General features: G+C 80.1%; 1 pseudogene. It reads right to left on the bottom strand.

Annotated features, from left to right (window positions below):
* Positions 1–163: 163 nt before the first annotated feature.
* Positions 164–682: pseudogene (locus tag HOY81_RS27090) on the bottom strand (hypothetical protein); the annotation flags it as partial.

Raw genomic sequence — 682 nt, 5'->3', positions numbered from 1 at the left:
GCAACGACCGACCAGCCCGCACCCGGCCACGATCGCCCAGCCACCCCGGCCGCGAAGCCGCTGACGCGGCAACCCGCATCCTCAGTCGCAAAGCCGTGCACCCGTCCTGGACAAGGCACGCCCATGGCGCACCCCGCCCCTCGGCCACCCCACGCCCCGGCCCCTACAGCGCGTTCCCGGGCAGCGTGAGCCGGAGGGCGCCCGGGAGCACCGTCCAGGTGCGCACCCGCACCGGTCCGCCGATCACCGCGTCCGCGCGGTAGCGGAAGTCCGGCCCGGAGACCGTCACCCGGTGCGCCCGGGCGCGTACGGGCTCCTGCGTGGACCGCCCGCGTACGGTGATCGCTGCCAGGCCGTCCCCGGCGGGGGCCAGGGACAGCCCCGCGACCGGCTTGTCCAGGTCGGCGAGGAGCCTCCCGTCGGCCTCGACCCGGAGCCGGAGCGGCTGCCCGCCGAGCCCTCCGAGCCCGGCGAGCGCACCGAGGCCCCCGCCCAGACCGCCCAGGCCGCCGAGCACCCCCGGCCCGTCCCGCGATCCCAGCAGCCCGGCGGGCCGCGCCAGCGACCGTACGAGCGAACGGCAGCCGCGCAGCCCGCGCGCCGCCGGGGTCACCCGACGGGCGCCGGGCCCGTCCCCCGGGGCGTGCCCCGGGACGGTGTCCGGGGCGGCGCCGTCCGGGCC

This window comes from Streptomyces sp. JJ36 (genome assembly GCF_021696945.1).
Lineage (GTDB): Bacteria > Actinomycetota > Actinomycetes > Streptomycetales > Streptomycetaceae > Streptomyces.
The sequence above is the reverse complement of the archived record's forward strand: the minus strand, read 5'-3'. Positions and strand labels throughout refer to the sequence as shown.